The following is a 25,514-nucleotide window of genomic DNA, read 5'->3' as shown; positions in this document are numbered from 1 at the left end:
GAATGGCATTAAAACCATTCCCCTTTTTCTTGTTTCGCTTATTTCTTTTTCAAGATCCGTTGCGCCGAATCCGACAGCACCACGATCGCACCGGCCAGTATCGCCGTATCTTTTATCACCAATCGCCCGGCCCCCGATAATAACGGGAAACCAAATTCCCCGCTGCCGAGATTAGGTACCCAGACCTCCGGAGTCGTGACCAAGAAGGACAACGTCCCGAACGTCATGATTATAGCCAACCCCGCTCCTACCAAACCGATCTTCGGCGAGAAAATGCCGAGGAAAGTCAAGATACCGATCGCCATGATCAAGATTCCCAAGCCACGAGAGAAGCCATACGTGTTATTCTCTTGATGCCACTCATGCTTCGCTTGATCGAACTCACCCTCTTTTAATTTATACGTCTTATATTCGGGAGCGCTTTTCGTATAGAAGAAACTCATGAAAGGGCTGTTCGCCACAAACGGAACGATGCCTTCCGCTTCATAATTCCAGAACTTCAAACCGCCGATCCACACAAATATGATCAAGATCGATATACGGATCAAATGAATACCTAGCTTCTGAGTAGAGGCCGCCACTTGCAAAAACGAGTAAAACAGGTCATTCAACTTTTTCATCTTATTATTTGTTTTATAGTATTGAACTTATACCGCAAAGATCGGTAGAAACACCTATCCCGTAAATGGCGATTTTACCGGATGAGTTAGCAATTATTCCCGTTTCTCTCTTTTCCGGTACTCAGAGACGCTTTCTCCCGTCATTTTCTTGAAAAAACGGCTGAATGTGGCTTGATCCTCGAAGCCCAAGATCTCCGTGATTTCCTTCGCGCTCTTCTGGCTATATAATAGCAATCGTTTGGCCTCAGCCTCAATTCGTTCGTGAATGATCCGTAACGGAGAAGGTAATCCGCAAGTCGTAAAAAGGTTGGATAGGGTTTTTGGGGAGCGATGCAGCATATCCGCATAATCTTGGACCATCTTCTTTTCCTTAAAATGGTTATCTACCAATACATAGAACTGGCGAACCATATCGAACGCCTTTTCCCGTTCCGGGCTTACCGAAAACTTCTCACGTGCGATCCGGGTGCACAAAATAATGAAACGTTTCAGTAAGATACGCAGCATCTCCTCTTGCAAATTATCCTTTATGGCGTACTCACTCGTTAGGCTGTCTGTGATATCGCGCAAAGAGGCAACTTGGGATTCGCTCAATTTCAATTGCATCACATTGGAAGTCCCGTTAAAAAGAAAACCATTACACGACACCTCATTGTCATGTCCGAAAATACAATAGAAGTTACTGTTAAACAGAAGGGTCAAGTACTCGCCATTGATCGCCTTGAACTCGATATGGTGCAAAGGAGTCAAGGGAATAATCTCACCTTTCACTAAGGTAGTCGGTACGTGATCGATCTCCAGTTGCAACGAACCGCTTTGTACCCAAATAAACTTGTAAAGCGTATTATCTTTCTGCAAAGCAAGGTTCGTGTGATACGAATCGGTCAACGCTATATTACCTCTTAAGCGAGTATTAAAAATATATTCCATAGATTTCTTCCGGATTTTAAGACGGATAAAGATAACAATATTATATAAACAAAAAGCGGAAGTTCACTTTATTCCCAGCAAACTTCCGCGTCACTAATCCCCAAAACACACTATACGAGTTATTTCGACTCTAATAAAATATCATCTACCAATTTCTTCAACTCATTCTTCGGCATAGCCCCTTGAACCATACTCGGTTCTTTCTTCATCGGTACAAACAATAAAGAAGGAATACTACGGATACCGAAAACACTCGCTAAATCCGCCTCTTTATCGACATTCACCTTATATACGTTGATTTTACCCTCGTACTCTTTGCTGATCTCATCCAAGATAGGAGACATCATCTTACAAGGGCCACACCAAGTGGCATAGAAATCGATAACCGCAGGTTTATCACCCTCGAACTTCCATGCGTTCGGGTTTGTCTCAAAGTCATACACTTTCTTTACGAAATCTTCTTGTGTTAATTCTGTTACTGTCATTTTATTTTCTGTTTTATTGTTATTATTCTTATTTCCATTACTAGCGTTCGCCATTCCTACCAAAAGACTTGCGAACAATACGGCACCGACCTTAATAAAACCCATCTTGAACCTCCTTTTTATTTATTACTTTGTCTTCTATTTATATTGCAAAGTTCATCTTATTTCCACGATTAAGAAATGGCCATATCGCCGGATAAGTTTGCAATACTTCCCGATCCCCATCAAAAAAGTATAAAATAAGTTTTTTCAAGATAAATGCCGTACCTTTGCGACGTTTTCCCAAAGAACACATTATGAGCAATAAACAATTATTCAACGACCCTGTTCAACGTAAACGATATATTTGCGCTTTATTAATGATCTTATTAATGGTGGGTGTCTCCGAGCTTATGGGAGAGAAAGAGATTATCTTCCCGGAGATGGCGGCGCTCACGATCGGAATGTGGATCGTAGATAAAAAAGTATGGACCGTAAGTCGTCTTAAATTAGTTCTGTTAATGTCGATCGGGGCCATCGTCGGTGTCTGTATCGTACGCTATTCTCCTTTTCCCTTGATCGTAAATCTATGTATCTCGTTCGCGTTCTCGGCGATATGCCTACAAGTCTCCCGGACCACATTGATTCCACACATATCAGCCTGTATGCTCCCGATCCTTTTAGGGACGGAGAGTTGGGTATATCCGATAGCCGTGACGGTTATGTCGTTGGTGGTCGTTGGCGGACAAAAGTGGATGGAGAAAAATAAGTATAGAAAAGAGATTACCTATACCCCGGTTCAACGAGACCCGAAGAAGAATTGCCTCAAATAGGGAACCTTGCTGGCAACGATACCTCTTATCGCCGCAATTCCCATTCATACCGGTTATTTGTATTGTATCCTTCCCCCGTTAATCGTAACGTACGTGGAATTCTCCACCTCGAAGGCCGGATTCCGAGGACGTCCCTTGGGAACTTTCCTGCTGCTGGCAATAGCGGCTGTCTTAGGAAGTACCTCCCAATTGATCGGACATATTTATTTGCATTTACCGGAGACGGTCGTAGCCCTCTTCCTTTTCATCTGCTTATTTATCTTATTCGAGTGGTGGGGGAAATTTTTCGCTCCGGCCGGGGCGATCGCGTTAGTCCCGATGATCATTTCTCCCCAAGGGCTGATAGGGTATCCATTGCAAGTAATGATAGGTGCTGCCCTGCTCATCTTCATCGCCATGGTTCTTTTTTTAAAATGTTACAAATGGCCTAAATCACATCTAATTTATTGTTTAGTCCCCGCCCCCATACGTACTTCCCATAGATACCGATCCTATTTACGCCAACAAGAAAGAAAAACGATGCCGAACCTTGGTTAACAAGATCCGGCATATCGTACGTTCTTTTTCCGTAAAACCTCAACGATCTACAAATGCAACTGCAAGCCGATAGAAACCGGATGCACCTTCGGACCTTTCCCATTTTCAAAGAGGTCGATCGGTGAGTACTTGGCGTAAAGACCGATCCAATCCCAACCGGCTTGAAATAAGAAATCCATAGTTACCGGACGGATATTCATACCGGAATCCATTTTCTCTTTGTGCTTTTTACCGGAAGCGTCATTATATACGATCTTCGAGGAAGAACAAGTCTTGATCACACCGACTACACCCGCAGACAAGAAGAATTCACTCGAACGCTTTTTAGGTTGCCATTCCAATAACAACGGAATGGTCAGACTCGTGATATTCAACTTACTCGCTTTCAACGTAACACCCTCAGGAGCCGGACGCAAAGCCGTAACACCGTCTATCTCCTTGAAATACTCATTCGTATCTATCCGGTAACGGCTCCAACGCATACCGGCACCGATCACCACCGCCCAACGATACCGAGAGAACGGGAACGCTTTTTCCAATACATTCAAATTATATTCCAATGAGTTTCCACTACGAAGGGAGACTCCGTCTACATCATTTACATGTAAACTCCCATCCGCAAAGTTCGCGAAGCCCATTCCAAAACCGGCCCAATGCGGATTGAAGTCCTTATCCCAAGTAGGCACAGGGATATTGATAGACTTCACGTGTTTACGGCGTTCATAGCTTTGTCCGTCCCGGTAATGCCCTTCGAAGATCAACTCGTCGTCCACGGAATCACCCTCCTCGTCTACCTCATACACCCTGACTTTCATGCGATCGCCATTATCTTTCACCTCGATACGTTTTCTCTCAAGGGTGATAATCGTATCCCCAGCCAAAGGCTCAACCTCAGCGGCCATCAACCCGATTACTGGGAAGCAAGCCATTAAGACTAAAAGTATTCTTTTCATCTTCCTATCTGTTTTGTTTGTTTATAAATCTTTCTTCGTAAATAATAGCGTGATTAAATCATCACTATCCAAATCTCCCTCAATGTACACCAAGGTTATTACCCCTTTCTTGCTGACCTTAAAAAGGACAAAACGGTTGATATCTGCTTCTACGCCCTTCAACTGGTAATAAGCGGAGACTACCCCTCCATCGTCCGTCACCTCTTTGATCTTCCGGGCCCCTTTCTGGTCCGCTTCCAGACATTGGCGGGTAAACCGCAGGGCTTCCGGATCATCTTTGATCGTAATACTCTTATAACGAGTCATGCCATACGTTTCCAACATCTCGTTAGACAACTCCACCATCGTGACATTACGTTTTTTGCCATATCGTTGAAAAACTTCCTGAATCTTCAAGTCTTTCTGTGTCTCGGCAGCCGAGACACCACAAGGCATTAAGCAAAATACCGCCACCAGCAACCATAACATGTATTCGAACCGTCTCATATTTACAGTATTTTTATTCATTATCATCAAATAAAGAACGAAGCTCGTCCAATTGGTTATCAATAATCATACGGTCGGCCTCATCACGATCCACTTCCGGGAAGTACTCGTCCGCAGGTGTGGCCACCTCCTGCAAAGCTTCCAGCGCCATGGAGCGAACTTTATGAATATCCGTATAACAACGACCGTTTATAACGACATAATTATCCGAGCAGAAACAAGGATCTACCGGATTCAACAGATGGTTAAGCCCCAAAAGCAGCAAGAAACTGGCGGCGATACCGGATACCAAATACAACACGGATCGTAAAGTAAACGTCTTCTTTTCCTCCACCTTTTCCGCATCCAGCATAAAAAGGATATCCTCATCAATCGGAATCAATGCCTCATCCGGCTGTCGCTCCTTCCGGCTCTCTTCCTCCAAATAGGCAAACATAGGCGTATAGACCGCCAACCTGTCCGGAACATTCCCGGAAGTAAAGAAGGCTCGAAGTTCCCGCTCTTCTTCCGAAGAGGTTTCTCCTTCAAAATATCGGTTTAATAACTCGTCTATGTCCATTTCTCTTGTTTATTTAATTGTAAAAACTGTTCCCGTATCTTTTTCCGAGCCCTTGAGAGATTCACCCGGACATTCTCGACCGGTGTAGCCGTGATCTCCGCAATCTCGGCTAACTCATAGCCCTCTACATCCTTCATCCGGATAATGGTTTGCTGCAAAGCGGGCAACTGGGCGATCAAGTGCCGTATGCATTCAGCGGCATCCCTTTGCTCCAGTTGTTCGTCGGGGCTTACCGCATCCGATACCAACGTAACGCTCTCCAACTCCGATCCCTGCGGCTTTCGCAACTTTATCTTATCCAATGAGAGATTTTTCGTAACCTGCATAGCCAGCGCCTCCACGCTATGGTAGGCATCCAGTTTTTCCCGGATATACCAAAGCTTTATGAATGCCTCTTGCACCACATCCTCAGCTTCGGCTGTGTCCTCAACCAGTCTCTGGGAGAAATTCAACATCTTCTGCCGGAGAGGTAGTACGGTTATTTTAAACGTCTCAAGTTCCATTTCTATAATCAAGACGACAAAGGAAGAAAAACATATCATGGAAAATTAACTTATTTGGAAAAAACTTTGCCTGTCACCTGCTTGTTTGTAATAGAAAACTTAAACGTTATGAAACTAAAAGTATCATTTACAGCCATTTTATTCATGAGCTACTGCTTATTCCTCACCGTAGGTTGCCAACAAAAGAAACAAGGTTCCGATGACAAATCGGTCCCTCAAGCGATTCAAAAGGTGATCCAGATAAAATATCCGGGGGCGACCATTACCGATTACGATAAAGATACCGCAGGTGTAGAAGTCGACATCAAGGATAAAGGCGTTAAGAAAGAGGTTCTGCTCGGCAAAAATAACGAGTGGCTAAGCACGAAATTCGATATCCATGCCGAAGATGTTCCCGTAGACATCATGGACAACCTAACAAATTCGGCTTATCATGAATATAAGATAGATGAGGTGACACAAATAGACAAGCCTTCGGGAACATTTTACGTATTCAAACTAGAGCATGAGAACAATGAGGTTCGCCTCACGTTTAACTCAGAGGCCCAATTATTGAAGTAGAACGGTACTGAATCTTTTCTTATTCCAGATTTTTACCAGAATATTTCAGTAGCTTTGTGTGATTAACAAGCTAGCCTATGAAAATTCTGGTAGTCGAAGATGAAAACGCATTGAGAGAAGTTATCGTTCGTTCTCTTGAGAAAGAACGATATGTGATAGAGAGCGCTTCCTCTTTCCGGGAAGCTTCTCTTAAAATAAATGATTATGATTACGATTGTATCGTATTAGACATCATGCTTCCGGGAGGTAGCGGCCTTACCCTTTTGAAGGAATTAAGGGCCTTACGCAAGAAAGACAGCATCATCATTATCTCCGCAAAAGACTCTATCGAGGATAAAGTTACAGGATTAGATCTTGGGGCCGATGATTATCTGACCAAGCCTTTCCATCTGGCGGAATTGAACGCCCGCATCAAGAGCGTTATCCGCCGCAAGCAACAAGATGGGGAATTGCAACTGTCTTTAGCGAACCTAACGATATATCCCGATAAACATTCCGTCTATATAAACGGGAAAGAGATCGTATTGAACCGTAAGGAGTTCGATCTGCTCTACTATTTCATATCCAACCCCAACCGTTTGATCAGCAAAGCTACTTTAGCCGAGTCCGTCTGGGGAGATTATATAGACCAAGCCGATAATTTCGACTTCATCTATAGCCAAGTAAAAAACTTGCGAAAGAAATTAAAAGCCGCCGGAGCCATCCCCGAAATAAAGGCGGTCTATGGCTTCGGTTACAAAATGACCGACGAGGAATAAATATGAAGCTAATCCATTACACCCTCCGCAATTTATTTGTCCCCATATTGGTCATTTTCGCCGCTTGGGGATGTGTTTTCTGCCTTATGATTCTACATGAGGTAGAAGACGAGACGAATGACAGCCTTGAGAACTACAAAGAGATTATCATCCGCTCCGCCTTAGCGGACAGCACATTGCTGAAAGATCATGTGGATATCATGACCCGGTACTACATTCGTGAGGTTCCGGAAAGCGAAGCGAAACTAGATAAGGACGAGTTCTACGATACTACGGTATACATAGAGATAGAGCAAGAATACGAACCGGTTCGTGCCTTACGCACTTATTTCATGACAAAAGATCGTAAATTCTACGAACTGACGCTGGAGTTATCCACCTTAGAACAAGAAGATATGATCGAGACGATTATCTGGAGCATGGCCGTCTTATATATCGCATTGATAAGTTGCATCTTATTCGTGATCCATCGAGGATTCAAAAAAAGCTTTAAGCCTTTATATAAGCTATTAAGCTGGCTGAAAAGTTTTCAAGTAGGCAAATATAATCCTCCATTAAACAACCCTACACCCATCGAGGAATTTAAGATATTAAACGAGACCGTTCAAGAAAGCGTCAACCAGAGTGACAAGCTATACAACAAACAAAGACATTTCGTAGAGAATGCCGCCCACGAGTTACAAACTCCATTGGCCGTATGCATGAATAAATTAGAATTATTGAGCGAACATCCGGATTGCACGGAAGATCAACTGAAAGAGATCGCTGGCTTGCATCAAGCGTTGAACGGCATCATCCGGTTGAATAAATCCCTCCTATTACTTTCTCGGATAGATAACAAACAATTCCCCGAAACCCGGGATATTTGCCTAAATCATCTTATCCATAAGATATTAGAAGGAATTAATGACATATACGAAAGAAAAGCTCTCCACTTACGAGTTTCAGAAAAAGAGAGTTTGGTATGCACCATGAATGAATCGCTGGCCACTACGTTAATCACCAATCTCATAAAAAACGCCTATGTCCATAATTACGAGAAAGGGGATATAGGAATCACGATCTCTCGCCGTATGCTTACGATCGCAAATACGGGAATCGACAAAACCCTTGATAAGGAATTATTATTTGCCCGTTTTGCCAGCCAAAGCAAACAACAAGAATCGACGGGCCTTGGGTTGGCCATTGTCAAATCAATAGTCGATCTATATTCGATCCGGATAGATTACCAATACGCAAATGGTATGCATACATTCATATTATTATTCTATTAACGGCCGAAATTCCCAATTTTTTCCAAAATGCATCCTTTTCTTTGCGGTATAATAAAAAACAAGGCATATGAAAAGGATCAATTATTTACTGATAGTCTTATCATTATTATCTGTCATAGCTTGTGCCGGCAACGATAAGATCACGAGTGACACCAACGTATTGCCGGTTTCCAGCCGCCAATTCATATCGGATCATTTTAAGGACATCCCGGTATCGCATATCCAAATAGAGAAAAATCTGATCCGGATTAGCAGTTACGACGTGATCCTCACGGACGGGACCAATGTTGAGTTTAACCATAAAGGAGAATGGAAAGAGATTAAACGGCATGGGCTCCCTATCCCGCAAGCGATCATTCCGGAGGTAATACAAGACCTTATCAAGAAAAACTATTCATCGAATAAGGTTGTTAAAATAGAAAAAGAGATACGGGATTATGAGATAAAGCTAGATAACGGTCTTGAGATGACATTCGACTTAAAAGGGAACTTGATTGATATCGATGACTAATAGACACTCTAAGATAAGTATTAATATATTTTTAATTAAAATCAATCGTATGAAAACAAAAGCATTCATAATGGCAACTTTGGTTTGCAGCTCATTCGTATTCATGTCATGTGATGACGATGATGACAAATTCACACCTGAGAGTATTGTAACAAAAGCCTTTGACACAAAATATCCGGATGCGCAACGTGTCAGTTGGGAGAACGAGGCAGGCTATGTCAAAGCAGAATTTTACACCGGTTCATATGAGGCTGAAGCGTGGTTTGATCCGCAAGGCAACTGGATGCTGACAGAGACCGATCTTCCTTACAAGGCTTTGCCCCAAACCGTAAAAAACAGTTTCGAGGCAAGCCTATACGCTAAATGGAAGATAGACGATGTAGATATGCTAGAACGTCCGGACGCTGGTACCATTTACGTTCTCGACGTTGAAAATGGCGAGCAAGATGCAGACCTACATTATACGGAAGGCGGTATTCTCATCAAGGAAGTAACCGATGGTAACGGCGACAACGAGCATCGTCCCTCCGTTACCCCCAGCGCTATTAAGGAACTCATTTCAGAGATGTATCCGGGAGCGACAATCCTTGAGATAGATACGGAGGCAAAAGGTACCGAGGTGGATATCCTTCATGAGAATATCCATAAGGAAGTTTGGCTGGATACCCAGAACAAATGGTTATATACAGAGTGGGAAATACGCTCTTCCCAAGTACCCGATATCGTGATGACCGCATTCAAGGCCTCCGCATATGCCTCTTATCGAATCGATGATATCCATGTCATTCAAAAAGCGGAAGGACTCTCTTATGAGTTCGAGCTGGAGCAAGGAGACCGAGATATAACGATTCTTTTTAATGAAGAAGGGATCTTAGTCTCTCCTACCCATTAAAAAAAGACTCTTTATCGCAGTACTACTGCAACCCACGTGCAGTAGTACTGCAAAGCGGGTTGCAGTAAAACCTCATGAACTATATCGGAGTGGATGGATAAGGAAAGAATTACTGAAAATGATATTTCTGCCACGTATAGACTTTCGGTTCACTGAGATACGGCTCTATTTTCTCACGAGCCTCTTGGCTCAGATATTGAGGAGTCGTATAAATGGCGGTCAAAGTCTGATCATCCGGACTCAATCGATATTGAATTAAATCCATATCCAAATGTGAGGCGGCCTCTTGATAGGCTTCGTCTTTCTTATCCATTCCCTGCTTGATATACCAATCGGAAGTTGGCTGCGTGAATAAATCGGATGTTGCCAAAGGCTCCCAATTGGTCGTGAAAAACTCGATACGGCTATCCGGAACCGGGCCGTTTACCGTAGAGATCATACAAACCACGTAGGTATTGTTTACCAAGGGAAGTAATTTCATCTCTACCGTGCTACGCTCCGTAGTCTGTAGCAAAAGGTAATCGTTCGTTAGCTTTTGCAAGGTAGAAAAGCCATTCATCGTATTTTTCAGCCGGGATTCTTTTCCTGAAGTATAAAGATCCACCAAATCCTTTCGCCAAGCGTGCTCCAATTGAGGAATGTATTGGTCTGGCATCGCCGTGAACACACTTGTCATATCTTGTGCGTTCATTCCCAACGCAAAGACACAGATCAACAACGTAACTATAACTCGTCTCATTATCTAATTTTCTATTTTGTCCCCAAATATAGGAATATCATTCCTAACAACACAAGGAATAAGTCGATCGCCTTGTTCTTTAAGTTTTTTTCATGGAAGAAGATGGCTCCCGCCAAGAATGTCACCAATACGTTACTCCGACGTACCATCGATACGATCGAGATCATGGAATCCGGGAATGTCAAAGCATAAAAGTACACCCAATCCGCCACGCATAAGAATACGGAGATAAAGATGATATTCCATCGCCATTGGAAAGGCGTGCTCTTTTTCCGGTTCGGATACCATAGAAACAACAGGATAAATGACATGATAACACATTGATAGACATTAAACCAGACTTGTACCGTCATTACATCCATACTACGCATCAAATGCTTATCATACAATCCGCTCATCGCCCCGGTCAAGATAGACAGGACCGTGAAGAAGATCCATTTATTATGGGCAAAATGAATCCCCTCTTTCTTCCCCGATGAGGAAAGGAGATAAAAGGAAGCGATAGAAAGCAAGACTCCGACCCATTGAAATAGATTCAGCCGTTCCCCGAACAGAAGCATCGCACCCAGTAATGTAAGCACGGGCTGGCTGGCCTTGATCGGCCCGGTTATCGTCAGCGGCAAATGTTTCAAGGCAAAATACCCCGATATCCAAGAGGATAAGACGATCACCGCCTTTATCAATACCTTCAGATGGTCCTCTAAAGAGGCACGGGGTACATACACTATCGTCCCGTCCAAGCAATCCGTATAAAAAGAGAGCAAGATGAACGGGACGAAAATCAAACTGCTTATGAGCGTATTGAAGAATAAAACGGGAATAACGGCATTCCCATTTAACGACATTTTCTTATTGACCTCGTAACAACCTAACAAGAAGGCGGAGAGGAAGGCTAGAGCTAACCACATGGTTTAACCCTCCACTGGAAAGAGTTCTTCCGGGTACGTGACGTCTACCAAGAACAGGGCGTGTCCCGGCACGGAGGTTCCGGCCTTGCAACGATCCTTTGCCTCAATCACGTTTCGGAAGCCGTCTATCGTTAAACGTCCTCTTCCGACTTCCAATAAAGTACCAACGATCGCACGCACCATATTACGAAGGAAACGGTCTGCACGGATCGTAAACACCCAAGTATCCCCTTCTTGCGTCCAACCCGCATGTTGGATATGGCAATTATTCGTCTTTACATCCGTATGCAACTTACTGAAACTCGTAAAATCGATATAATCGAATAAGACCTTACACGCCTCGTTCATCGCCTCGAAATCCAAACGACCGGGAAGCTTATAAACCAGCTCGTAATTAAACGGATCTTTCCTGGTCGTAATATAATATTTATAGGTTCGTGAAGTGGCGTCGAAGCGGGCATGCGCTTCCGGTACGACAGGCACGATCTTATAAACGGCGATATCTTTAGACAGCAGCCTATTTAATTTTTCCGCAAGGAAAGCCAAATCCTCGATCGGTCCTTCCCAATCAAAATGGGCGATCATTAAGCGGGCATGTACACCGGCATCGGTACGGCCGGCCCCCACAATAGGCACGGGCTTACGCATCAAGATGGCCAAGGCCTCCTCTATAGATTGCTGCACCGTCATACCATTCGGCTGGATCTGCCAACCCCGAAAATTCTTTCCGTTATACCCCAGATATATAAAATATCGTCTCACGCTTATACTCTTTACTTTATCTTTTCTAAAATATGGCACAAAGGTACAGAAATCCAGCCAAGCCGTTGCCTGAATGGACTAAAAAGTTTAATTTTGCATCTTTAACAGCTTCACTTCAAAACTATCTGACATGTTTGAAACATTACTTCAGTCTTCTTATTTTGCCCTGTTTCTGATCATAGCGCTTGGATTCATGCTAGGCCGGATACAGATCAAAGGTCTTTCGCTAGATGTATCGGCAGTTATTTTCATCGCCCTGTTATTCGGTCATTTTGGGGTTATCATACCCAAGGAATTAGGGAATATGGGGTTGGTGTTATTCATCTTTACCATTGGTATCCAAGCGGGCCCCGGATTTTTCGACTCCTTCCGTTCCAAAGGCAAGACACTCATTATCCTGACGTTATTAATTGTCGGTTCGGCATGCCTGACAGGAATCTTATTCAAGTATATCTTGGATATCGATACCCCGAGTATCGTCGGTCTGATCGCCGGGGCATTGACGAGTACGCCCGGTTTGGCGGTAGCGATCGACTCCACGCAATCATCCGCCGCATCCATCGCCTATGGTATCGCTTATCCGTTCGGCGTAATCGGCGTGATCCTTTTCGTGAAACTATTGCCAAAAATGCTTCGCAAGGATTTGATAGCCGAGGCTAAAGTGCTGGAAACCCAAAGGAAAAGCCAATATCCTACATTACATACCGCCGCATTTAAAGTCACGAATAAAAACATCTGCGGAAAGAGTTTGGCTCAATTGCAGGTACGGGCCATGACCGGAGCGGTAGTCTCCCGTATAAAACACGACAATGTCATATCTATGCCAACTCCCCATACCACGCTTAACGAAGGAGATTTACTGAAGGCCGTAGGTAACGACAAAGCCTTGGAGCAACTGACATTATTGTTGGGAGAACGTATCGAGGGAGATCTGCCGTTAAGTGGCGGACAGACCTTGCAATCCCTGTTACTGACCAATAAGAGCATTATCAATAAATCGCTAGGCCATTTAAATTTACAAGGCACTTTCGGTTGTACGGTAACCCGTGTGCGTCGAAGCGGAATCGACCTTTCCCCGGAACCTAATTTAGTGTTGAAGTTTGGAGATAAGTTGATGGTCGCCGGCGAGAAAGAAAGCGTAAACGAACTCGCCCAATTCATCGGCAATGATGAGAAACGTCTTTCGGATACGGACTTTTTCCCGATCGCTATGGGTATCGTATTGGGCGTATTGTTTGGAAAATTAAATATATCCTTCTCGGATTCTTTCTCATTCTCTCCGGGACTGACCGGCGGTATCCTTATGGTTGCCTTGGTATTAAGCGCCATCGGAAAAACAGGCCCGATCATTTGGTCTATGTCCGGCTCCGCTAATAACCTGCTTCGCCAATTGGGATTATTACTATTCCTCTCCGAAGTAGGGACATCTGCCGGTGTAAACCTAGTTTCCACTTTCCAATCAAGCGGTTTAACGTTATTCGGAGTCGGTATCGCCATAACAATGATCCCTATGATCGTAGCTGTATTAGCCGGATATTATTTCTTTAAGATCAACATTCTCGATTTAGTCGGAACAATCGCCGGCGGTATGACCAGTACCCCGGGGCTTGCCGCCGCAGATTCCATGACAGACAGCCCAGCCCCAAGCGTGGCTTATGCGACAGTTTATCCGATAGCGATGGTATTCCTGATCTTGTTTATACAGATGATAGCGAATTTGATTGTCTAAATCTTTATTTATTGAAAAACACAGAATATGAGAAGAAAGAACATGAAAAAAACCGCGGCTTTATTCCTCTTAAGTGTCGGTATAAACTGCATGACCGCACAAGACATCGTGCCTGTGTATGAGTTTGACATCGATGTACAGAATGTAGGTGCGCCTATCCAATCAACTATGTATGGAATCTTCTTCGAGGATATCAATTTCGGGGCAGATGGAGGATTGTATGCGGAACTAATCAAGAACCGCTCCTTCGAGTTTGAGAATCCATGGGGAGGTTGGGAACCTTTCGGTGATGTAAGCATAGCTGAAAAGAATCCCTGTTTCGACAAAAACCCCCATTACGCACACCTGACTTATGCCGGACAAATCACCGGAACCGGTCTGGAGAACGAAGGCTTCAAAGGTATCGGTATAAAAGCTAATGAAAATTACGACTTTTCCTTATATGCCCGTACCGAGACCAATAACCCGATCAAACTACGTATCGAATTGGTAAATAGAGATAACGATATTTATGAGACACAACACCTAGAGATAAAAGGAAAAGACTGGAAGAAATATTCCGTTATCTTGTCTCCCAAAGCGACCGAGGCTAAATCACGCCTACGCATCACGATGGAAACGGCAGGCTCCTTGGATCTGGAACATATCTCCCTTTTTCCGCAAAAGACATTCAACAATCGCACGAACGGCCTACGCCGCGATCTAGCACAAGCGTTGAAAGATCTAAAGCCGGGAATCTTTCGTTTTCCGGGTGGATGTATCGTTGAGGGTACAACCATCGCCACACGCTACCAATGGAAAAATACGGTAGGCCCCGTAGAGAACCGGCCTATCAATATCAACCGGTGGAATTATACATTTCCTCACAAGAAATTCCCGGATTATTATCAATCTTACGGTTTGGGATTCTTTGAGTATTTCCAATTAAGCGAAGATATCGGAGCCGAGCCCTTGCCTGTGTTGAATTGCGGGCTGTCATGCCAGTTTGAGAATGAGGACATGGACCAGCATGTGCCAGTAGATAAATTACAACCTTATATAGACGATGCCTTGGACTTAATCGAATTCGCCAATGGCCCGGTTACCTCCCAATGGGGCAAAATGCGTGCAGATATGGGGCATCCGGCTTCTTTTAATCTGAAATTTATCGCTATCGGTAACGAGCAATGGGGACCGTTATATCCCGAACGCCTCGAGCCGTTCGGGAAAGCCATCCGAGCTAAATATCCGGAGATCAAAATCATTGGTAGTTCCGGTCCTAATTCGGAAGGAAAAGATTTCGAATATCTATGGCCGGAGATGAAACGCTTAAAAGTAGATCTGGTGGATGAACATTTCTATCGCTCACCTGAATGGTTCCTAAATAGTGCCAAACGATATGATTCGTATGATCGGCAAGGTCCCAAAGTGTTCGCCGGTGAATATGCTTGCCACCCGACTAACCGGGAGAATAGCTTCCTGACCGCATTATGCGAGGCTGCGTTTATGACCGGTCTTGAACGGAATGCCGACGTGGTTGAATTATGCACATACGCCCCTTTATTCGCACATGTCGATGCGTGGCAATGGCGCCCGGACTTAATCTGGTTCGACAACCTAAACATCGTGAAAACTCCTAACTACTATGTACAACAATTATACGGGCACAATGCTGGAACAAACGTATTGCCCCTGACGATGAACAAAGAAGCCGTTACCGGGCAAAGCGAGCTATTCGCCACAGCCGCTTTCGACAAAGGCACAAACGAGTTCATCATCAAAATCGTCAATACCAGCATCCAGAGCAAAAAGATCCAATTAAACCTAAACGGAATCTCATCCGGCAAGCATAAAGGAAAGTTGACAGTCTTACATGCCTCAGACCTAGAAGCGAAGAATACATTGGGTAAACCGGAAACAGTCATACCCATTGAATCAGCGGTGGAACTAGAGGCTCCCGTTACTGAAGTCTCCATCCAACCATTAAGTTTCTTAGTCTATAGGATATCGCTATAATCTATCATACATACGAAAGTTATGAATATTGAAGAGTTTAGGGAATATTGCCTTTCGTTGAATGGTGTTTATGAAAAAATGCCTTTCACGAATGTCCCTGATAAATACAGTCGGGACGTTCTTTGCTTTTATGTAGGAAGTAAATGGTTCTGCTTCGTAAATATCGAAGTATTTGATTTTTGCTGTATCAAATGTGACCCGAATGAATCGGGAGAGTTGCAAGCTCGATACTCTGGCATAACACCCGGTTGGCATATGAATAAAAAATACTGGATTAGTGTCTATTTTAATCAAGATGTACCCGACAACAAGATCAAAGAGCTTATAAAACAATCCTACGATATCGTATATCAATCTCTTCCTAAAAAGGAAAAAGGGATGTAGATTTTAGCGCAGTTACTCCGTTTATTTTCCATTTGAGAAGGACGTTTGAAAGATTATACGTACATTTGTGAATTCACCTAAACGACTTAAATATGATGCAAACAAATTTACAATTGGACCTTGCCTTCAACTATCTGGAAAATACCGGAACCAACATCTTCCTTACCGGAAAAGCGGGAACAGGAAAGACCACATTCTTGAAAAAACTTAAAGAGACTTCCCCAAAACGGATGATTGTGGTAGCACCTACCGGAGTGGCGGCGATTAACGCGGGAGGGGTAACCATTCACTCCTTCTTTCAGCTACCTTTCGGACCGTATATACCGGGTAGCGAAATGGCCTCCGGGCAAAATAAATCCTATTCTCATAAATTCAGCCGGGATAAGATCAATATCATCCGTAGTATGGACCTGCTCGTTATTGATGAGGTCAGTATGGTACGTGCCGATTTGCTGGACGCTATCAGTGATATGCTACGTCGTTACCGGGATAGGAATAAACCCTTTGGGGGCGTTCAATTATTATTGATCGGAGATTTACAACAATTAGCCCCCGTAGCGAAGGAGGACGAATGGAATTTGTTGAGAGAACATTACGCCTCTCCCTTCTTTTTTGACAGTAAGGCTCTTTCCGAAAGTGATTATCTTTGCATCGAATTAACTCAAGTATATCGCCAAGCGGACGATACGTTCGTACGCTTATTGAACAATATCCGGGAAAACCGCTTCGACGAGAATACGCTACACACCTTAAACCAACGTTATATCCCCAATTTTAAACCAAATGACAAAGCGGGTTATATCACGCTGACAACCCATAATTATCAAGCCCAGCAAATCAATAACCGGAAATTGCAAGAATTACCCGGCCCGGCTTATACGTATAAGGCGGAGATCAAGGATGACTTTCCGGCTTACTCCTACCCGACCGACGAGGTATTGGAGCTAAAGCAAGACGCTCAAGTCATGTTCGTAAAAAACGACTCTTCCGGCGAAAGACGATATTATAACGGAAAGATCGGCCGAATTGTCTTCATCAGCCCGAGCAAGATTATCGTATCCGACGAATTAGGAAACGATATCACCGTAGACCGGGAGACATGGACAAACGTGAAATATACGATCGACGAGAACACGAAGGATATCACGGAGACAATCGCCGGCTCTTTCAGCCAATACCCACTGAAAACCACTTGGGCGATCACGATCCATAAAAGCCAAGGCTTGACTTTCGAGCATGCCATCATCGACGCATCCGCCGCCTTCTCACACGGACAAGTCTACGTTGCTTTGAGCCGTTGCAAGACATTGGAAGGAATGGTATTAAGTAGCCCGATCACTCGAAACGCCATGATTAGCGATGAGAAGATATTAAGTTATACCTCTTCCCTCTCGGAGCGTCAACCGTGTGAAGACCAACTGCGTCAAGCCCAACAACAGTATTATTTGAGATTGGCAACCGAGCTATTCGACTTCAATCCCGTACAACAAAAGTTGCAATATACATCTTACGCGGCATACACCCATCTGCAAAAACTATACCCGGAATTAAGCAACCAATATCCCCGGGTACGGGATTATTTCCGTTCGGATATAGTAGAAGTAGGCGAACGTTTCTGCCAGCAACTCACCCGTATGATCTCCAGCACGAATCTCTATGATACGGACGAGCATATACAAGACCGCATCCGAAAAGGTTGCGCTTACTTTCTGGAAAAGATCGAGACCTATTGCCTCCCTTTGATAGAGGCTTCCGATGTAGAGATCGACAATAAAGAGGCCCGTAAGGCATTTACATCCGCATTAAAAGCTTTCAGCGATGAGCTTACGATCAAGGTCGCTACATTAAAAGCCTGCCAAGATGGTTTTCGTCTCATCGACTATCTATCCGCCAAGGCTAAAGCGAACATTGAGGAGTCGGCTGTTGCCAGCAAGCGGAAATCGACACGGAAATCGACGGAAGCGGAAAAGATCCCCGTCTCCACGGATGTCTTACATCCTGAGCTATATGCCCGTTTGAAACAATGGAGATACGAGCTTGCCGTAGAAAAGGAGTTGCCTCCTTACACGATCTTGCAACAGAAAGCCTTAATTGGCGTTTGCAACACTTTGCCCACGAACTCGAAAGAACTGTTGAAGATACCCGGAATCGGCAAAAAGATCATAGAGAACTACGGTGAGACCCTATTAGAAATCGTATCTTCCTACTCACCTTCCACGCATGGGAACGGGCTGTGAGATACGGAGACAACTCACGATAGCGGCGACTAAAGCGAAACCGACCGCCACATACATACAAATCGGCATACTATCGGTCGCAGAGGTGACACTAAAGATCAAAGCGACAAATGTCGTCCCCAGCGTTTGCCCCAGCAGTCGTGCCGTACCTTGCATACCGTTCGCCCCACCACTCCGGGAACGAGGGGCGGCCGATATCATCGTACTATTATTCGGGGTCTGGAACAGGCCAAAACCCATACCGCAAAGCATCAATCGCCAAGCGATATCCATATTGGTGGGTTGCTCCGGCAATAAAGCCAATAGAAGAAGTCCGGTCGCATACACCACCATTCCGATACCGCCTAACAATCCGGGATGATATTTCTCGATCAGCCTCCCGGCCACCGGAGCGATCAAGATCGTCGCTACCGGCCAAGGAGTCAACAGCAGCCCCGTCTCCACCTCATTTCTTCCGGCTACATTTTGCAAATAAAAAGGTAATGATACCATCGCCAACAACTGTGCCGTAAATGAAGTAATCGAGGATAATACGGACAAGGCGAATATCGGAATCCGCATCAAGTCCAATGGCAATATCGGAACCTCCTGCCGTAGTTGCCTGCGGATAAAAAATGTTCCGATCACCAATAGAAGAAGAACCTGTAAAGCGATCATTCTCCAGTTCTCATGATGGGCGATGCCTTCCAACGAATAAATCAGCAATCCGAAAGTCAAGGCATTCGAGATTCCACCGATCTTATCAAACTTTCGTTTCGGCCCATCCTTGCAAGGATTTTGAGGCAAAAGAAAATAACCCGTTATAATCGCGCAAATCCCTAAAGGTACGTTGATAGCGAACAACCAATTCCAAGAAGCGACTGATAAGATAGCGCCCGCCAACGACGGCCCGGCAGCAATCGATACCGCCACGACCATGGCATTGATACTCATTCCCCGCCCTATATATTGTGGAGGATAAATAATACGAAGTAAAGCGGTCGTCACGCTCATGATAGCCGAGGCTCCGATCCCTTGCAATATTCTCGCGACCGTCAACATGGCGAAAGACGAGGATAAGGCACAGAATAATGACGTTGAGCAGAATATTGTCGTCCCGATCAAGAAAATCCGCTTATATCCATAAATATCTCCCAAAGCGGAGAACGATAAAAGAGACATCGTAATCGTTAGCTGATAAGCGTTGACAATCCAGATCGTGGAGGAAGGGGATGTCCCGAATTCACGGGACAAGGTAGGAAGCGCCACGTTGACAATCGTGCCGTCCAACACGGACATGGTCAATGCCAACGCAACCGCTATTACTGCCCAATAACGCCTCGGTATAAATCGTATCATATTACATTATTTCTTCAAATCGAAACCCAGCATCATGCCATCATATTCACTTGCCAACTTATTGATAGCTTTCAAGGTCGTATTGCTGGATATAGAAGAAACCGTGCTCAAGAACTTCAGTAATTTATCCGCGTTAAAAAGCAATGTCAACTCATTACCAGAAAGGACGACATGGGCGGTAAGCGTAGAAACGGTCAGCTTCTTATTACCCACCGTATACCGTAACGTCACCGTTTTATCTTCCGGACTCACCGAGTAAGTACCTTTCAGGCTTCCCCTTTTCAACGCGCTCGTAAACGTACTATCCGAATTAAAGACATAATTAAATACACCTTCCACGATACCTACTTTCGCGCAATATTCCTTCATTTTCTTCTCTGCCTCGGTAGCAGCCAAGCTTCCCGCTACATTCTTCAAGGCATTATCACCTTCCAGTTGCAGGGCAGGGTTCACATACATCCAAGTTCCCTGTAAATTCTCGAAAGTCACGGCTTTCCCTCCGGTGACAGAAGTCACGGCGTTCTTTACGGCAGATGAATTTAAGATATCTTTCAAGGACTGTCCCTTCATGTTTCCGGGAATCAACAAAAGGCCGCATACGACCATCCACATACATAGTAACTTTTTCATCTCTTTGTTTTTTACTCAATTAGAAAAATCGACCAAAGATACGAATATTATTCATACATTTGTTTTAAATAACTTTATACAAACATACCATGAGAAAGCAAGTCGTACGTATTTGTATGTTACTGGCCTGCGCCTTTAGCTTTATGCAAGGGCAAGCCAGCATCCAGCCTTCTATCGTAAAAGCTACGATTGACGAGCTAATAGCCAAGGACGCTAAGAATCAAGCAGGAATCACGAAGGGTGTCGAGCAAGTAGCCCGCCTCTGGCAAACCTCCGATGGGGATGAGCAAGCGTTTCAAACCTTCTGCCGGGAGAATTATCTATCCGATCCCGCCGAAAAAGACCAAGTTTTCCTCAAGATCAGCGAGTATCTTGAAGGTATCAATGGCAATTTCAACGAGATGGTACTCTGTCTGCAACGAAATTTGAACCTAGATACCGGACCTCTACACGCCATCGATGAGAAATTCGGATCCTACAGCCCCAGTTCCCACCTAATGGACGATCTATACGCCAACAAGATCGGCTTCATCATCGCCCTCAACTTTCCCCAACTTACTCTCAAGGAGAAAGAGGCGTTAGGTGATGACCGTAAAGCATGGGCCTACGCCCGGCTAGGCGATATGTTTACGGAACGAATACCGGCGGAAGTAAAGCAAGCCGCCGCAGATACGGAAAGTGACGCGGATATTTACATAGCGGATTATAATATCTATATGGGGCATTTACTAACTCCTAAAGGAAAAACCATTTTCCCCTCCGACATGCGCTTACTTTGCCATTGGAACCTTCGCGACGAGATCAAGGCCAGTTATAACAAAGGAAAAGAGGGATTGGAAAAACAACGGATGGTATATGAGATCATGAAGCGAATCATCTCGCAAGAAATCCCGAAAGAGGTGATCAACTCGGATCGTTACGAATGGAACCCGTACGCCAATACGTTATCTCAAGCAGGAAATGAACTAGAAGGTACCCCTGAAAGCCCGGCCCGCTATCAGAAAATGTTGAATAACTTCAACGCCATGCAGCGTATAGACAAATATACGGGAAACACCTATATAGACCGTAAGTTCACGGAAGATATGGAAATAGATGTCAACGATGTAGAAGCCCTGTTCGATCAATTCCTTTCCGCCCCCGAACTAAAGGAAGTGGGGAAAATCATCTCCAAACGCCTCGGACGCAAACTGGAAGCCTACGATATATGGTACGATGGCTTCAAGGCCCGTAGCAATCTGGACGAGAACAAGCTAAACGAGCAAACCCGTACCCTGTATCCCGATGCGGTAACGATGGAAAAGAAGCTACCGGAAATCTTACAGAAACTAGGATTCAGCCCCGATCGTGCCCAATATCTGGCGGATAAGATCGCAGTCGATCCCGCCCGTGGTTCCGGTCATGCGTGGGGAGCCTCCATGAAAGGCCAGCGTTCCCGTTTACGTACCCGTATTCCTTCACAAGGGATGGATTACAAAGGATATAATATCGCCATCCATGAGTTTGGGCACAACGTAGAGCAAACGATCTCATTATATGATGTCGATTATTATATGCTCAACGGAGTTCCCAATACGGCTTTCACCGAAGCGCTGGCCTTTGTCTTCCAGAAAAGAGACCTTGAGTTACTGGGCATAAAAGACGAGAATCCGGAAAAAGAAAAGATGGATATCTTGGATAAGATATGGAGCATGTATGAGATTTGCGGTGTTTCCATGCTGGATATCTCCGTATGGAAATGGATGTACGCACATCCTAACGCTACCGCCGGGGAATTGCAGGAGGCCGTGATCCGTCTTTCCAAGGAAATCTGGAATAAGTATTACGCTCCGGTATTCGGTGTGAAAGACGAGACCGTCCTAGCGATTTACTCCCATATGATCGGTTATCCGCTCTACCTTTCCGCCTACGCTTTCGGACAGATTATCGAGTTCCAACTTGAGAACTACCTCAACGGCAAGGATTTCGCGAATGAGGTTAGCCGTATCTTCAAGCAAGGCCGCCTCACCCCGAATGTGTGGATCAAGCAAGCTACCGGCAACGATCTTACCGTAGATCCGATGTTGGAAGCACTCCGTAAGGTATTAAAAGACTAAAACTCTTAGGCCTCATATACTTGGCTCTTACAACCAGAACAAACCGATTCAGATGTGTGTGTGTCAAAAAGAATGATCAAGTCTGTATGGACACGACAACATTTTGGCACACACCTATACAATAAAAAGAAGACTTTTCCCCAATTTGATTATTATTCGCCAAGTTATTCTATACGGCTACAAATACGATCCCATCGTACCCCCCTTGTCTGCGGATTCATGGATCTCCATATAAAGGTGGCCTTTCCCACTATAAATTCTTCAGGCAACAAGCCCCAATAACGAGAGTCTTGCGAGTCCTCGATCCGGTCCCCTGCCACGAAATAGTAATTCTTTTGGAAGGTGTAGCTCACGATCCGGGGATCAAGCTTTTGGCCGGTCTCCCATTCTATCAGCTTACGATAGATACTGATGTTCTCACGATTCATATCAATCACATCCCCTTTCCTTGGGAGATACAGCGGGCCGAAGTTTTTCACGTTCCAACTTATCAAGCTGTCTTTCGGAAAACTCCAATATAACCCGGCATCTTTCAGCATTTTGTTACTCTGGACGGAAAATAGTTCTTGTCCCTCGATATTCCCTACGGGTTCAAATATCCCATTGACTCTATAATAACCATTTACGATAGATAGACTATCACCCGGCAACCCCAGACAACGTTTAATGTAATATTTCATCATATGCATCCCTATCTTGTCCGAATCGTTAGGGTACGGATAATTAAACACGACCACGTCATTTCTCCTTATCTCTCTTAGCCCCGGTAGACGAACGATCTGAACCTGCTCGCCACGCAAAGAAGCGAAAACGTTGAACAAACGGGCTCCAGGAATCAGCTTGTTCACCAGCACATAGTCTCCCGCTATCAGTCCGGGTTCCATGGAATTGCTCGGGATCTTAAAGGACGAGAAGAGGAACATTTGCATAACCACGAATAAGGCCACGACCATACAGCCCCAAAATAGCGTATCGACCACATATCGGCAGAGCTTGTAAACAAGATCTATTTTCTCATTTTTCTTCATCTTACAAGAACGATTTCCTTTTAAAAGCACCCGTAGGTTCCAAATACAGTAGCACACGAGATTCCCATAACACCTCCATCTCCATTTCCCTAAATTCCATCAATCCCCAATTAGGCACGCCCACCAAAAAGAATCCTCCATGAAAGCCATAACACACAGCGAAGTCATACGCTCCCCAATCATTCCTTATATGTAAGATGACCGGATGGGGGAATTTTTTCAAGTTCGACAAGGTAGACGCTCCGGTTTGCGTACGTAATCCCACCGTTTCCGCCACGTTCGCCAAATCGGATAGAAAAGTTCTTCCGTCTGTTGACTGGCAGGCTGGCAATAAACGGGCAGAATCTACAGCTCCTTTATGGTATCTTATGATTGATAGCAGACACATCACCCCGGAAGATGGAATATCCCGATACACAAATGTCTTTCGTATAAAGCGGAGTGATTTCATATTGCCTCTGTATTTATAGCCGTACTTTCCGCCAAGATCTTTGTTCGCATCATGGAAAGATTTCGTTTGAAAGTAGCATAATTCTCAAACAGTTGGACGATTCTCTTCTCGATTGTTCGTGAAGAGTCCAACTTAATACGTGCCCTCAACCCCAAACCGTGATAGACCACCCGCGCTGAGTTTCCTAATTGATCCGATTTTAATGATAAGGGGCATACAAGCATGGGTACCTCCTTTTCGATACATTCCGCGATGCTATTCATCCCGCCAGACGTGATCATCAAGTCGCAGTATGAAAGCAAGTGCAACTGGGGTACCTGTTGGAACACATATAGATTGGACGGACAAGGGAGTAAATAAGAGGTATTATGATACTTTCCTACAGATAGTATGAAAACAAATTGAGGATTTCGTAAGCAAATATCCCTTATTTTCATGAAAATGATCTTAGATCGTTTTTCAAACCCCATAACGGTACTTGAAAAACAATAGATGATCTTGATATCCGGGCGTTGCTGCTTCTGTAAACAAACCTCCTCCATGACCCGGGCATATCGTTGGTTGAGCATGGGATCCTCCCGCATCAAGTCCACTCTAGAGGGCGCATATTGGCAATTAGGTGGATATTTACGGGGAAAATCAAGGCTTGAGGGATTCATAGACAGGATCTTACTCTCTTTTATTCCTATTATAAAAGGCCGCCTCCAATCGATCTTCTCCTCAAAAGGGAAACCACATTCTAAGAAAAGCCTCTTATACAAAGAGAAATAGTCTTGTCTACATAGCAGCATAGAGAAAAACAGGTTCCTGATTTTTCTCACTATCACGATCTTTTCCCACGCCAAGCGTATGCCCAGCCTAGATATGCTTGTCTGCTTAGGGATCAGGCCGGAGGTGAAAGGAGGAACCCAAGGGTCATAAAGGGATAGCGGCATTGTCTCTACTAATACGACAGGAATTCCCAGCTTATGATACAAGGCCGTGCGCAAGGCGCATTGGGCATCCAAATAGACACGATCGGGAGATAAGGATGTAATCCGGTTTTCCCAATCGGCTATTTCCCGGAAAAAGGCATGCTTCCTTTTTTGCGTAAACACAGAGGAGAAACACTCCCCAATAAAACGCAATCCTTTTACACGTAGCTCCTGTTTATCAGACTCTAAGGGATAATCCAGCATGATACACTCAAATCCCTTAGTCTCAATAATCTTTTTATGCTCGGCTTCTACCGCACAATAAACAACTCGATGCTGTCTCTCCCGCCACTGATTCGCAAGCGCAAAACTTGCGTTCAAGTGGCCGATGGCCGGATATATGTCGAATAATAGGGTCATGG

Annotated in this window: 25 protein-coding genes and 1 pseudogene; 11 read left to right on the top strand and 15 right to left on the bottom strand. The window is 44.5% G+C overall.

What is annotated here, in order from left to right; genetic code table 11:
• Window positions 1-38: 38 nt before the first annotated feature.
• The 3 genes from D7V92_RS04160 to trxA form a co-directional block, all read right to left on the bottom strand.
• On the bottom strand, window positions 39-620 hold the full coding sequence (locus D7V92_RS04160; RefSeq protein WP_005864846.1) for a DUF417 family protein: 582 nt from the start codon (window positions 618-620) through the stop codon (window positions 39-41).
• 93 nt (window positions 621-713) lie between these two features.
• Complete coding sequence (locus D7V92_RS04155) at window positions 714-1,550, bottom strand: helix-turn-helix domain-containing protein (protein WP_005864844.1); 837 nt, start codon at window positions 1,548-1,550, stop codon at window positions 714-716.
• A 119-nt stretch (window positions 1,551-1,669) separates the two neighbouring features.
• Window positions 1,670-2,140 carry a thioredoxin gene (trxA, locus tag D7V92_RS04150; RefSeq protein ID WP_005854752.1) on the bottom strand — a complete coding sequence of 157 codons (471 nt, stop codon included), beginning with the start codon at window positions 2,138-2,140 and terminating at the stop codon, window positions 1,670-1,672.
• A gap of 191 nt (window positions 2,141-2,331) precedes the next feature.
• Between trxA and D7V92_RS04145 the strand changes: the two are divergent.
• Window positions 2,332-3,384 (top strand): annotated as a pseudogene (locus D7V92_RS04145) (HPP family protein).
• A 47-nt stretch (window positions 3,385-3,431) separates the two neighbouring features.
• Here the strand turns inward: D7V92_RS04145 and D7V92_RS04140 are convergent.
• From D7V92_RS04140 to D7V92_RS04125, 4 genes are read right to left on the bottom strand one after another with little or no spacing between them, the layout of a single operon-like run.
• Window positions 3,432-4,337, bottom strand: a complete 906-nt coding sequence (locus D7V92_RS04140; protein WP_121772320.1) for an outer membrane beta-barrel protein — start codon at window positions 4,335-4,337, stop codon at window positions 3,432-3,434.
• 21 nt (window positions 4,338-4,358) lie between these two features.
• On the bottom strand, window positions 4,359-4,823 hold the full coding sequence (locus D7V92_RS04135) for a hypothetical protein (RefSeq protein ID WP_005864834.1): 465 nt from the start codon (window positions 4,821-4,823) through the stop codon (window positions 4,359-4,361).
• Between the two features lie 13 nt (window positions 4,824-4,836).
• Complete coding sequence (locus tag D7V92_RS04130) at window positions 4,837-5,382, bottom strand: hypothetical protein (protein WP_057326681.1); 546 nt, start codon at window positions 5,380-5,382, stop codon at window positions 4,837-4,839.
• Window positions 5,373-5,924, bottom strand: a complete 552-nt coding sequence (locus D7V92_RS04125) for an RNA polymerase sigma factor (RefSeq protein WP_005864832.1) — start codon at window positions 5,922-5,924, stop codon at window positions 5,373-5,375. The genes D7V92_RS04130 and D7V92_RS04125 overlap by 10 nt, the downstream gene beginning before the upstream one ends.
• Window positions 5,925-5,993: 69 nt before the next feature.
• Between D7V92_RS04125 and D7V92_RS04120 the strand changes: the two genes are divergently transcribed.
• The 5 genes from D7V92_RS04120 (at window position 5,994) to D7V92_RS04100 (ending at window position 9,881) form a co-directional block, all read left to right on the top strand.
• A complete protein-coding gene (locus D7V92_RS04120; protein WP_121772319.1) occupies window positions 5,994-6,446 on the top strand; it encodes a PepSY-like domain-containing protein in 453 nt (150 codons plus the stop codon).
• 77 nt (window positions 6,447-6,523) lie between these two features.
• A complete protein-coding gene (locus tag D7V92_RS04115) occupies window positions 6,524-7,204 on the top strand; it encodes a response regulator transcription factor (protein WP_121772318.1) in 681 nt (226 codons plus the stop codon).
• A gap of 2 nt (window positions 7,205-7,206) precedes the next feature.
• Window positions 7,207-8,478: a HAMP domain-containing sensor histidine kinase gene (locus D7V92_RS04110; RefSeq protein ID WP_121772317.1), complete on the top strand. Its 1,272-nt coding sequence runs from the start codon at window positions 7,207-7,209 to the stop codon at window positions 8,476-8,478.
• A gap of 67 nt (window positions 8,479-8,545) precedes the next feature.
• Window positions 8,546-8,989, top strand: coding sequence for a PepSY-like domain-containing protein (locus D7V92_RS04105; RefSeq protein WP_121772316.1), 444 nt, complete (start codon window positions 8,546-8,548; stop codon window positions 8,987-8,989).
• 49 nt (window positions 8,990-9,038) lie between these two features.
• Window positions 9,039-9,881, top strand: coding sequence for a PepSY-like domain-containing protein (locus tag D7V92_RS04100; protein ID WP_005864824.1), 843 nt, complete (start codon window positions 9,039-9,041; stop codon window positions 9,879-9,881).
• Between the two features lie 109 nt (window positions 9,882-9,990).
• Here D7V92_RS04100 and D7V92_RS04095 read toward each other — a convergent pair whose 3' ends face one another.
• Genes D7V92_RS04095 through truA form a run of 3 tightly spaced genes read right to left on the bottom strand, consistent with a single transcriptional unit; the run spans window position 9,991 to window position 12,290 of the window.
• Window positions 9,991-10,620: a DUF3256 family protein gene (locus D7V92_RS04095; protein ID WP_005864822.1), complete on the bottom strand. Its 630-nt coding sequence runs from the start codon at window positions 10,618-10,620 to the stop codon at window positions 9,991-9,993.
• 11 nt (window positions 10,621-10,631) lie between these two features.
• Complete coding sequence (locus tag D7V92_RS04090; protein ID WP_048927639.1) at window positions 10,632-11,528, bottom strand: DMT family transporter; 897 nt, start codon at window positions 11,526-11,528, stop codon at window positions 10,632-10,634.
• A gap of 3 nt (window positions 11,529-11,531) precedes the next feature.
• Window positions 11,532-12,290: a tRNA pseudouridine(38-40) synthase TruA gene (gene truA, locus D7V92_RS04085; RefSeq protein ID WP_036613035.1), complete on the bottom strand. Its 759-nt coding sequence runs from the start codon at window positions 12,288-12,290 to the stop codon at window positions 11,532-11,534.
• 130 nt (window positions 12,291-12,420) lie between these two features.
• Here truA and D7V92_RS04080 point away from each other — a divergent pair, with 130 nt between their 5' ends.
• The 4 genes from D7V92_RS04080 (at window position 12,421) to D7V92_RS04065 (ending at window position 18,635) form a co-directional block, all read left to right on the top strand.
• A complete protein-coding gene (locus D7V92_RS04080; protein ID WP_057329009.1) occupies window positions 12,421-14,019 on the top strand; it encodes an aspartate:alanine exchanger family transporter in 1,599 nt (532 codons plus the stop codon).
• 27 nt (window positions 14,020-14,046) lie between these two features.
• Window positions 14,047-16,014, top strand: a complete 1,968-nt coding sequence (locus tag D7V92_RS04075) for an alpha-L-arabinofuranosidase C-terminal domain-containing protein (protein ID WP_121772315.1) — start codon at window positions 14,047-14,049, stop codon at window positions 16,012-16,014.
• A gap of 21 nt (window positions 16,015-16,035) precedes the next feature.
• A complete protein-coding gene (locus tag D7V92_RS04070; RefSeq protein ID WP_005854719.1) occupies window positions 16,036-16,398 on the top strand; it encodes an MmcQ/YjbR family DNA-binding protein in 363 nt (120 codons plus the stop codon).
• Window positions 16,399-16,490: 92 nt separating this feature from the next.
• Entirely contained in the window at window positions 16,491-18,635 is a 2,145-nt protein-coding gene (locus tag D7V92_RS04065; RefSeq protein WP_121772314.1) for an HRDC domain-containing protein, read from the top strand.
• Here D7V92_RS04065 and D7V92_RS04060 read toward each other — a convergent pair.
• Both D7V92_RS04060 and D7V92_RS04055 read right to left on the bottom strand, forming a co-directional pair.
• Complete coding sequence (locus D7V92_RS04060; RefSeq protein ID WP_008773415.1) at window positions 18,606-19,973, bottom strand: MFS transporter; 1,368 nt, start codon at window positions 19,971-19,973, stop codon at window positions 18,606-18,608. The genes D7V92_RS04065 and D7V92_RS04060 overlap by 30 nt on opposite strands.
• A gap of 6 nt (window positions 19,974-19,979) precedes the next feature.
• Window positions 19,980-20,603, bottom strand: a complete 624-nt coding sequence (locus D7V92_RS04055) for a DUF4923 family protein (RefSeq protein ID WP_008780164.1) — start codon at window positions 20,601-20,603, stop codon at window positions 19,980-19,982.
• A gap of 89 nt (window positions 20,604-20,692) precedes the next feature.
• On the opposite strand from D7V92_RS04055, the gene D7V92_RS04050 reads away from it, so the two are divergent.
• Window positions 20,693-22,699 (top strand): hypothetical protein, encoded by a 2,007-nt coding sequence (locus D7V92_RS04050; RefSeq protein WP_121772313.1) that lies wholly within the window; start codon window positions 20,693-20,695, stop codon window positions 22,697-22,699.
• 164 nt (window positions 22,700-22,863) lie between these two features.
• On the opposite strand, the gene lepB is transcribed toward D7V92_RS04050, so the two are convergent.
• The 3 genes from lepB to D7V92_RS04035 are packed head-to-tail and all read right to left on the bottom strand — an operon-like array spanning window position 22,864 to window position 25,512.
• Window positions 22,864-23,727, bottom strand: a complete 864-nt coding sequence (gene lepB, locus D7V92_RS04045) for a signal peptidase I (RefSeq protein WP_121772312.1) — start codon at window positions 23,725-23,727, stop codon at window positions 22,864-22,866.
• 1 nt (window position 23,728) lies between these two features.
• Complete coding sequence (locus D7V92_RS04040; protein WP_083434113.1) at window positions 23,729-24,178, bottom strand: cysteine peptidase family C39 domain-containing protein; 450 nt, start codon at window positions 24,176-24,178, stop codon at window positions 23,729-23,731.
• Complete coding sequence (locus D7V92_RS04035) at window positions 24,175-25,512, bottom strand: glycosyltransferase (protein WP_121772311.1); 1,338 nt, start codon at window positions 25,510-25,512, stop codon at window positions 24,175-24,177. Before D7V92_RS04035 ends, D7V92_RS04040 begins: the two co-directional genes overlap by 4 nt.
• Window positions 25,513-25,514 lie beyond the last annotated feature (2 nt).

The sequence above is a fragment of the Parabacteroides sp. CH2-D42-20 genome (genome assembly GCF_003670185.1).
GTDB classification, from domain to species: Bacteria; Bacteroidota; Bacteroidia; order Bacteroidales; family Tannerellaceae; genus Parabacteroides; species Parabacteroides distasonis.
The sequence above is the reverse complement of the archived record's forward strand: the minus strand, read 5'-3'. Positions and strand labels throughout refer to the sequence as shown.

Excerpts from the sequence above, each read along its gene's own strand:
- D7V92_RS04160 (WP_005864846.1), bottom strand. The coding sequence starts at position 620 with ATGAAAAAGTTGAATGACCTGTTTTACTCGTTTTTGCAAGTGGCGGCC.
- D7V92_RS04155 (WP_005864844.1), bottom strand. The coding sequence starts at position 1,550 with ATGGAATATATTTTTAATACTCGCTTAAGAGGTAATATAGCGTTGACC.
- trxA (WP_005854752.1), bottom strand. The coding sequence starts at position 2,140 with ATGGGTTTTATTAAGGTCGGTGCCGTATTGTTCGCAAGTCTTTTGGTA.
- D7V92_RS04140 (WP_121772320.1), bottom strand. The coding sequence starts at position 4,337 with ATGAAAAGAATACTTTTAGTCTTAATGGCTTGCTTCCCAGTAATCGGG.
- D7V92_RS04135 (WP_005864834.1), bottom strand. The coding sequence starts at position 4,823 with ATGAGACGGTTCGAATACATGTTATGGTTGCTGGTGGCGGTATTTTGC.
- D7V92_RS04130 (WP_057326681.1), bottom strand. The coding sequence starts at position 5,382 with ATGGACATAGACGAGTTATTAAACCGATATTTTGAAGGAGAAACCTCT.
- D7V92_RS04125 (WP_005864832.1), bottom strand. The coding sequence starts at position 5,924 with ATGATATGTTTTTCTTCCTTTGTCGTCTTGATTATAGAAATGGAACTT.
- D7V92_RS04120 (WP_121772319.1), top strand. The coding sequence starts at position 5,994 with ATGAAACTAAAAGTATCATTTACAGCCATTTTATTCATGAGCTACTGC.
- D7V92_RS04115 (WP_121772318.1), top strand. The coding sequence starts at position 6,524 with ATGAAAATTCTGGTAGTCGAAGATGAAAACGCATTGAGAGAAGTTATC.
- D7V92_RS04110 (WP_121772317.1), top strand. The coding sequence starts at position 7,207 with ATGAAGCTAATCCATTACACCCTCCGCAATTTATTTGTCCCCATATTG.
- D7V92_RS04105 (WP_121772316.1), top strand. The coding sequence starts at position 8,546 with ATGAAAAGGATCAATTATTTACTGATAGTCTTATCATTATTATCTGTC.
- D7V92_RS04100 (WP_005864824.1), top strand. The coding sequence starts at position 9,039 with ATGAAAACAAAAGCATTCATAATGGCAACTTTGGTTTGCAGCTCATTC.
- D7V92_RS04095 (WP_005864822.1), bottom strand. The coding sequence starts at position 10,620 with ATGAGACGAGTTATAGTTACGTTGTTGATCTGTGTCTTTGCGTTGGGA.
- D7V92_RS04090 (WP_048927639.1), bottom strand. The coding sequence starts at position 11,528 with ATGTGGTTAGCTCTAGCCTTCCTCTCCGCCTTCTTGTTAGGTTGTTAC.
- D7V92_RS04080 (WP_057329009.1), top strand. The coding sequence starts at position 12,421 with ATGTTTGAAACATTACTTCAGTCTTCTTATTTTGCCCTGTTTCTGATC.
- D7V92_RS04075 (WP_121772315.1), top strand. The coding sequence starts at position 14,047 with ATGAGAAGAAAGAACATGAAAAAAACCGCGGCTTTATTCCTCTTAAGT.
- D7V92_RS04070 (WP_005854719.1), top strand. The coding sequence starts at position 16,036 with ATGAATATTGAAGAGTTTAGGGAATATTGCCTTTCGTTGAATGGTGTT.
- D7V92_RS04065 (WP_121772314.1), top strand. The coding sequence starts at position 16,491 with ATGATGCAAACAAATTTACAATTGGACCTTGCCTTCAACTATCTGGAA.
- D7V92_RS04060 (WP_008773415.1), bottom strand. The coding sequence starts at position 19,973 with ATGATACGATTTATACCGAGGCGTTATTGGGCAGTAATAGCGGTTGCG.
- D7V92_RS04055 (WP_008780164.1), bottom strand. The coding sequence starts at position 20,603 with ATGAAAAAGTTACTATGTATGTGGATGGTCGTATGCGGCCTTTTGTTG.
- D7V92_RS04050 (WP_121772313.1), top strand. The coding sequence starts at position 20,693 with ATGAGAAAGCAAGTCGTACGTATTTGTATGTTACTGGCCTGCGCCTTT.
- lepB (WP_121772312.1), bottom strand. The coding sequence starts at position 23,727 with ATGAAGAAAAATGAGAAAATAGATCTTGTTTACAAGCTCTGCCGATAT.
- D7V92_RS04040 (WP_083434113.1), bottom strand. The coding sequence starts at position 24,178 with ATGAAATCACTCCGCTTTATACGAAAGACATTTGTGTATCGGGATATT.
- D7V92_RS04035 (WP_121772311.1), bottom strand. The coding sequence starts at position 25,512 with ATGACCCTATTATTCGACATATATCCGGCCATCGGCCACTTGAACGCA.